At 72.9% G+C, this 6955-nt stretch carries 8 protein-coding genes; 2 read left to right on the top strand and 6 right to left on the bottom strand.

What is annotated here, in order from left to right:
* Positions 1 to 33: 33 nt before the first annotated feature.
* Positions 34 to 816 (bottom strand): class E sortase, encoded by a 783-nt coding sequence (locus AB0K36_RS26825; protein WP_435877941.1) that lies wholly within the window; start codon positions 814 to 816, stop codon positions 34 to 36.
* 178 nt (positions 817 to 994) lie between these two features.
* Between AB0K36_RS26825 and AB0K36_RS26820 the strand changes: the two genes are divergently transcribed.
* Both AB0K36_RS26820 and AB0K36_RS26815 read left to right on the top strand, forming a co-directional pair.
* Complete coding sequence (locus AB0K36_RS26820; protein ID WP_364599238.1) at positions 995 to 1387, top strand: helix-turn-helix transcriptional regulator; 393 nt, start codon at positions 995 to 997, stop codon at positions 1385 to 1387.
* A gap of 56 nt (positions 1388 to 1443) precedes the next feature.
* Positions 1444 to 1893, top strand: a complete 450-nt coding sequence (locus AB0K36_RS26815; RefSeq protein WP_364599228.1) for a VOC family protein — start codon at positions 1444 to 1446, stop codon at positions 1891 to 1893.
* A gap of 107 nt (positions 1894 to 2000) precedes the next feature.
* Here AB0K36_RS26815 and AB0K36_RS26810 read toward each other — a convergent pair whose 3' ends face one another.
* The 5 genes from AB0K36_RS26810 to AB0K36_RS26790 form a co-directional block, all read right to left on the bottom strand.
* Complete coding sequence (locus AB0K36_RS26810; RefSeq protein WP_364599225.1) at positions 2001 to 3137, bottom strand: FUSC family protein; 1137 nt, start codon at positions 3135 to 3137, stop codon at positions 2001 to 2003.
* Positions 3138 to 3295: 158 nt separating this feature from the next.
* Positions 3296 to 4351, bottom strand: coding sequence for a serine hydrolase domain-containing protein (locus AB0K36_RS26805; protein WP_435877940.1), 1056 nt, complete (start codon positions 4349 to 4351; stop codon positions 3296 to 3298).
* Positions 4348 to 5268: a DUF6895 family protein gene (locus AB0K36_RS26800; protein WP_364599222.1), complete on the bottom strand. Its 921-nt coding sequence runs from the start codon at positions 5266 to 5268 to the stop codon at positions 4348 to 4350. The genes AB0K36_RS26805 and AB0K36_RS26800 overlap by 4 nt, the downstream gene beginning before the upstream one ends.
* Positions 5265 to 6251 carry a DUF6895 family protein gene (locus AB0K36_RS26795; protein ID WP_435877939.1) on the bottom strand — a complete coding sequence of 329 codons (987 nt, stop codon included), beginning with the start codon at positions 6249 to 6251 and terminating at the stop codon, positions 5265 to 5267. Before AB0K36_RS26795 ends, AB0K36_RS26800 begins: the two co-directional genes overlap by 4 nt.
* On the bottom strand, positions 6248 to 6946 hold the full coding sequence (locus AB0K36_RS26790; RefSeq protein WP_364599220.1) for a hypothetical protein: 699 nt from the start codon (positions 6944 to 6946) through the stop codon (positions 6248 to 6250). The genes AB0K36_RS26795 and AB0K36_RS26790 overlap by 4 nt, the downstream gene beginning before the upstream one ends.
* Between the last annotated feature and the right edge of the window lie 9 nt (positions 6947 to 6955).

The following is a 6955-nucleotide window of genomic DNA, read 5'->3' as shown; positions in this document are numbered from 1 at the left end:
GCAGCGGGGACCGGCCGGGCGGCGGCCTGGTGTCTACCGGTCGGACACCTCGCGCAGCACGCCTATCCGGTCGATGCGGTGCTCCGGGTTGCCCCTGTCGTCGCGCCAGAAGTTGCCCGCCGCGTCGTCCTCGGGAGTCGCGCAGGTGGAGAGGGTGATCATCGCCTTGGTCGGCTTCTCGCCCGGGTGGCCCGGTACCGCGGCCCGCTGCTCGGCGAGCGAACGCTCCGAGCGGAACGACGTCTGGCGGCTCTCGGTGATCACGTACTCGTACACCGAACCGCCCGCGGTCACGAACACGGAATCGCCCTTGTCGAGGGCCGGGAGGTCGCGCATGGGTCCGCCGGCGGAGAGGCGATGTGCGGTGACCAGGTAGTTGCCGATCTCGCCCGGTCCGACACCGCCCCGGTCGCCGTACGGACTCGCTGCCACACCCCGGTTCTGGATCCGGGTGCCCGGCCAGTCGTCGGTCGTGCCCTCGTACGGGACGACACGCAGGTCCTCCAGTCCGATGGCCGGGACGGACAGCACCGCGGTATCGGTGCGGGGGTCGAACGCCGGGGCGGGCGGCTCCGTGGAGACGGGCGCGCCGGAGGACGCGGCGGGGGAGGCCGGTGTCTCGGGGCCCGGCGCGACGGCCGCGGCCGACGCCGGTGCCCCGGCGCTGACGGCTGCCTTGCCGGACGTGCCGGAACTTTCGGCCGCTCCGGCGCCGGCACAGCCGGTGAGCAGAGCGGCCACGCCTACGAGCGTGGCGGGAGCTGTTCGGGAGAGCATCATGGGCAGCCGGAATCCGTAGCCGGGAAAGGCAGGCACGGCGGAGTCGCTGTGACCTGTATGCGCTGAAAACACCACGATCCGACCAGATGTTCCCCTCGTCCGTCAATGCCCGCCCCCCCGTGGCTCCGCGGCTCTCGCTGTCAGTGCCCCGTGCCAGCATGGGACCGTGACGAACCCGGCCCATCTACGGCAGCTGCGCCTCGCGAAGGACGCGATGGACCGCGACTGGGCGGAGCCGCTCGACCTCGACGCGATCGCCGCCCACGCCGGATACTCGCGCTACCACTTCGTCCGGGCCTTCAAAGCCGTGTACGGGCAGACACCTGGCCAGTACCTGTCCTGCCGCCGGGTCGAACGGGCGGAGGAGATGCTGCGCACCGCGAATCTCTCCGTCACCGAGATCTGCACGCTCGTCGGCTTCAACAGCCTCGGCACCTTCTCCACCCGGTTCAAGAAGCAGACCGGACTCTCACCGAGCGAGTACCGCGCCGAGCACGTGGGCCGCGGCGCCGCCCTCATACCCGGGTGCTACGCGATGCTCTGGGCGGGTGGCTTCTCGCCGTCCCGCGTTCCTGACGGGCCCAGCAATTCTGAAGAAGCAGGCTGAGGCCCCCGCTGCCTACGGTGGCAGGGCCGCAGAAACCTATCGTCCAGGAGCACGAAATGATCAAGGGCCTCGCCATCTCCACCGTCTGGGTGCTCGACCAGGACCGGGCGAAGGAGTTCTACACGGAAAAGCTCGGTCTCGAGGTCCGTACGGACATGACCATGGGTGAGGGAGGCATGCGCTGGCTGACGGTGGGGGCCAAGGACCAGCCCGATGTGGAGCTGACCCTGATGGTGCCGACCGCGTCCTCCATGGATCCCGAGTCCGCCGCGGCCATGACGACCCTCGTCTCCAAAGGCGTCCTCGGCGCGGGTGTCCTGGCCACCGACGACATCCACGGCGACTACGAGAAGCTCAAGGCACGCGGCGTCGAATTCCTTCAGGAGCCGCAGGAGCGTCCCTACGGCACCGAGGCGATCTTCCGCGACGACTCGGGCAACTGGTTCTCGTTCACCCAGCGCCGCCAGGGCGGCGACCTCGATCCCGACAAGGACTGGGCCTGCTGACACCTCCCGGGCACAGGCCGGGCCGGGCTCGGTGCGGCCGGCTGTCAGGACGGCCGGCTGTCAGGCGTCCGGCTGTCAGGACGGTCGGGCAGGGGGCCCGCCGGGCCTCACGACTGCCTGGCCGGAGCGGGCCCGGACTCCAGGGCGTACAACAACTGCTGTGTCTGCGCCGCCAGCCCGCCCACCGCGGTCGCCGTCTCGTGGTCGTGCTCCAGCAGGTGGCGCTTGAGCAGGCGATGGGCCTCCCAGGCCCGGCTCATCGCCTCCTTGCGCTCATCGCCGTCGGGCGCCGCCGAGGCGTCGAGGGCGTCCCGGTCCGCCTCGCAGACGTCCGCCATGGCGCGGAACAGCTCGGGCAGGCAGCGGAGTGCGGGCGCGGGCGGTGAAGCGAGGCTGCGCCACTCACCGGTCGTGTCCACCAGAGTCGCCGTGACCGACTCGAGCCGGTCGGCGAGCCCGGTCCAGTACGTGTCCCAATGGCCCGGCGGCGGGTCCGGGTGCCGCCGTAGCCGGTGACCCGGATTGAAGCGGTAGCTCTCCCGCGTCCACCCGCGGGCGCTGCGCAGGTCCTGGACCGGGCCGCCGAGCCGCCGGGCGCCCTCGTGCCACTGCTCGGCGCTCGTACGGTCGTAGCCGCTCTCCACGTCATCGGCCATGGCACGCAGCAGCTCTGTGCTGTCGCGGCCCAGTCTGTCCAGGCTGTCGCGCACATCGCGGAGGTGGACAGGTGGCAGGACCAGGGCGTTCACGCCGATGCCGATCACCGCTCCGACGAGTGCCTCGAAGAGGCGGTGGGCGATGGCCGTCCCGGAGAAGGAGCTGTACGCGAGCACGAAGATGGCGGTCGTCGGCGCGTAGACGCCCTGGTCGCCGAAGCGCGAGTAGTTCGCCAGCAGCACCGCCGGTGGAAGGGCGAGAGCCATCGCCGCCATCGTGTTCCCGGTCAGCGCGGCCGCCCCGGTGGCCAGCAGCGTGCCCAGCGCGATCACGACGAGCTGCTGTGTTCCGGCCCGCAGCGAGCGGTAGACGGTGCTCTGTACGAGCACCACCGCGGTCCACGGCGCCATCAGCGCCATCGGCGCCTTCCACCACCAGCCGACGAGCGCCCACGCGAGAACGGCGGCGCCGGCCGCCTTCAGCGACTGGATCGCGAGGTCCCGTTCGGGCCCGGCCTCCGTCAGGGCCCTGCGTACGGAGGTCCATACCGCGGACAGCTCCCACGCCGCCCAGCGCCGCAAGGCCACCGGCCACCTCCACTTCGCGCACCGCCGCCGACCGGCCCGGCCGGACGCGACAACCATCACGGCATCACAGGGACCAGGCACGTGTAACCAGCGGACGCCGGCCGAATCCTCCCCGGCGCCACCGGCCCGCCCGCCGTCGCAGGGCGGGCGGGGCGCGGTCAGCCGGCGTCGTTCAGCAGCCCGTACGCGGTGGCCACGAACCTGTCCCGCCGGTGGAACCGCCGTGTGGACAGCGCGGCCAGCGCACTGCCCGTGTCCGGGCAGAAGCCGATGAACGCCTGCTGGCCGCTGGTCGCCCCCGAGTGGAAGTACATCGGCCCGCGGTCCGTCGGATGCCGGAACCAGGCCGGTGTGTGCTCGTGCCGGTGCCCGAGCCCGCGCCGCAGCACCGGGCGGCGCACCCACCGGAGCGCGTCCGCCAGGGGAACTCCCTCCGGGGCCAGGTGCGCTTCGAGGAAGGTGAGCAGGTCGTGCGGCCGGGCCCGTACCGCGCCCGCGGCCTGGAAGCCGCCGATGAGGAGCGGCGGCGTGGGAGTGGTCCCGTCCGCCAGGTGCCCGGTGGCGTCGACGCCCGGACCGGAGGGGGACAGGCCGGTGCCCGCCAGGCCCAGCGGGTCCAGTACCTCCCGCGTGAGCAGCTCGTCCCACGGTGTGGCGGTTGCCGCCGCGAGCGCGTGACCCAGCACGGCGACACCGAAGTTGGAGTAGCGCCACCGGGTACCGGGCCGGTGCCTGGGGCGGCTGTCCAGAAACGCCCGGACGACCCGCTCGGCCGGGTATCCCGCATACGGATTGGTGGACCAACGCGGCAGCGCCTGGCGGCGGAAACCGGGCGGCAGGGGCGGCAGGCCCGACGTGTGGGTGACGAGATGCATGAGCGTGACGCCCCCGGTTCCGGCCGGTCCGGCACCGGCGATACGCGCGGCGGCCGCGTCGTCACCGGACACCCGGCCGGCGAGGAGGAGCCGGGCGAGCAGCAGCCCGGTGAACGTCTTGGAGGCCGAACCGATCTCGTACCGCAGCAGCTCGCGGGGGACCGGCGGAGGCGGTCCCGTGCCGCCGCAGCGCACGGTGCGGCGGCCGTCGCGGGAGAAGGCGAACACCACGTCCGGGGCGTCCACCGCTCGTACGGCCTCCTCCAGCCGCGCGTCCATGTCCCCGGCGGGCGCGGGTCCGGACGCCGGCGGCGCGCCTGCGGTGTCCTGCGCCGTCATGCCGGAGTACCCGCCAGCCGGGTCAGGGCACGGGAGGCGGCGAGCACGGACGCGAACGCGGCCACCAGCGTCGGGTGGTACACGACGTCGAACACGTCCTCCGCGTCGCCGCCCGGCATGCCGCCCACGGCGGGCATCGCCCCGTCGGGCTGCTGGGCCGCGGCGAAGCCCTCCCAGGCGTCCTCGTCGAGGGTGGGGCGCGGCAGGCAGGCGTCGACGACGAGGAGCTCCCCGAGCAGGTCCCACCGCTCGAGGTCGAGCCAGTCGTCCACCCACACCGGCAGCCAGGTGTCGAGGTAGCCGGCGACGTCCTCGGGCAGGCCGTGCGGATTCTCGCCCCAGTCGGTGAGGTGGAAGACGGTGTGCGTGATGTCGTAGCCGATGTGGGCGTCGACCGTCCACGGTTCCGGTCTGCGGCCGAGCCACGTCCGGCGCAGCGCCTCGTCCTCCGCCGTGGTGGCCGGCAGCCCGAAGCGGCGCTCCAGGGCCGACAGGCCCAGCCGCCGTACGGGCAGCACTTCGCGTGCGGCCCAGCTGTCGAGGCTGTGGTTGATCCGGGCCACCCGCTCCATCTCCGGCTCGGAATAGCCCAGCTCCCTGAACGGCACGTACACCTCGAAGGGGATGGGCGAGCTCGGTTCGATGCGCTGCCCGCGGGCCAGCATCCGGCCGCCGTCCAGGGCGTCGCGCCACGCGTGGTCGACGAGCCGGCGGGCCAGTTCCGACCCGCGGGAGCCGGAGACTCCCTCCCGGAACAACACCTTGCAGATCAGGGCGAGTTCCCCGATCGGTTTGAACCGCTCGAGGAAGCCCACTTCGGGGTCCACGTCGGGTTCGAGCCGGAAGCCGTCCCGGTGCGCGTACAGCCACTCGACGGCCTTCTCGCCGACGGCGTGGATGAGGCGGGTACTCGTCATGCCGACGCTCCTTGCGGGGTGCCGCCCAGGCGGCTCATGGTCAGGGCGGCGGCGAACGCCGCCATCAGCGTGGAGTGGTAGCAGGTGGCGAAGTCCAGCGGTGCGGCGTGGCCGGGGCCGGTCTCAGGCAGGGCGCCCGAGGCGTCCTGGGCGCCGGCCAGCGCGGCCCATGCCGCCTCGGTCGTCCCGCAGGGCGGGGCCTCGGGGAGGCAGGCCGCGACCGCGAGCAGTTCACAGCTCAGGTCCCACTGCTCGTCCTCGATACAGGTGTCGAGCCAGGGCGGCAGCCACGTGGTCAGGTAGTCGGCGATCCGGGGCGGCACGCCGCTGACGTCGTACCCCCAGTCGGTGAGATGGAAGACGACGTGGGTGAGCGTGTAGCCTGCGGCGGTCTCGAACGACCACGGTTCCGGAAGGCCACCGAGCCAGGTGCGTTCCAGCGCGGACGGCATCGGCAGATGGGGCGCAAGACCGCTGCGCAGCTCGGAGTTGAGGATGCCGAGCCGCCGGTTCGGTTCCTGTTCCGTCAGCCGCCAGCCCCGGGTGCGGGTGACGGCGGCGGCGATCTCCTCGAAACCGGCGTGCCTGAGCCCGCCGGAGGCGAACGCCGCGTAGACCTCGAGCGGGTAGGTCGCCCAGGGTTCGAGCCGCTGCAACTCCAGGAAGAGCGCTCCTTCCCTTGTCTGTTGCCAGGCGAAGTGCAGCAGGTCCGCGGCTCTCGCGTGAAGCGCGGCTCCGTCCGGGGTGTGCCGCAGGACGCACACGCACACCTGGGCCAGTTCGCCCAGGGGCTTCCACGAGCGGTTCACGTCGCCGTCCGGAGCGAGCGCGTCGGGCCCCAGCCGGAAGGACTCCCGGTGCTCGGAGACCCAGGTCAGCGCCGCCTCGGCGACCGGGCCGGCGGCGACAGCGGTCGCCTCCGCCCCCTGCGTGCTCCGCGGGCCCGTACGGCGGGTCGTCCCCGCCCGCACGCCCGCCGTCACACCCGTGTCCCGGCTCGCAGCAACTGCGCGGCGCGCACGTGCAGGGTCACCCGGGGGTCCGTGCCGCCCATGAACGAGACGAACTCCAGCCCGGCGTCCAGACCCAGAGTGGTGGGCACCCCGTCGAGTACGGCGAGCCAGCGCCCGGCCCCCGCCGCCTGGAGCCAGTCGCGGCGCCGGACGGCGCGCACGAAACCGCGGGCCACGTCGACCGGCCGGTGCCGGGCGGCACGCGCCACCCCGCAGTCGGTGCCGGGTACGCACAGGGCACCGAGCACGGCGAGTTGATGCGTGAGCAGTTGCCACGGCGCGCGGTCCAGCCAGACGGTGTCCGGCTCCTGGACCTGCGCGGAGCTCGCGACGGCCGAAGTGCCCTGTTCCAGCAGGGCTCTTGTCATCGCCCAGTGACTCCACACCGAGGTGGGAGCGGCGTCCGGGGCGGGCGGAAAGGTGACCACCGCCTTCTCCAGGGCCGCCAGGTCCTCGGCGTTGGGAGTCCGGCCGCTCATGACGCCGGGCAGCAGCACGTCCGCTCCGAGGACGCGGATCGCCGCGAGGCCGAGTCCCTCGTCCCCGGGTGCTCCGGCCGGGCGGCAGACCGCTTCGGAGTGGTCCCCGCCGCTGAGAGCGGAGACCACCTGCGAAGCGAGTTCCTGCACGGCGCCCGTCAGGCGGGACGCGTCAGGGTTCTCCATCGCGCTTAC

This window comes from Streptomyces kurssanovii (assembly GCF_040677245.1).
Classification (GTDB): domain Bacteria; phylum Actinomycetota; class Actinomycetes; order Streptomycetales; family Streptomycetaceae; genus Streptomyces; species Streptomyces kurssanovii.
This window is presented reverse-complemented; position numbering and strand designations above follow the sequence as displayed.

Bases quoted from the DNA above. Each gene is read 5' to 3' on its own strand.
- AB0K36_RS26820 (WP_364599238.1), top strand. From the start codon at position 995: ATGGACCGCGACTGGGCGGAGCCGCTCGACCTCGACGCGATCGCCGCC.
- AB0K36_RS26815 (WP_364599228.1), top strand. From the start codon at position 1,444: ATGATCAAGGGCCTCGCCATCTCCACCGTCTGGGTGCTCGACCAGGAC.
- AB0K36_RS26805 (WP_435877940.1), bottom strand. From the start codon at position 4,351: ATGACGGCGCAGGACACCGCAGGCGCGCCGCCGGCGTCCGGACCCGCG.
- AB0K36_RS26800 (WP_364599222.1), bottom strand. From the start codon at position 5,268: ATGACGAGTACCCGCCTCATCCACGCCGTCGGCGAGAAGGCCGTCGAG.
- AB0K36_RS26790 (WP_364599220.1), bottom strand. From the start codon at position 6,946: ATGGAGAACCCTGACGCGTCCCGCCTGACGGGCGCCGTGCAGGAACTC.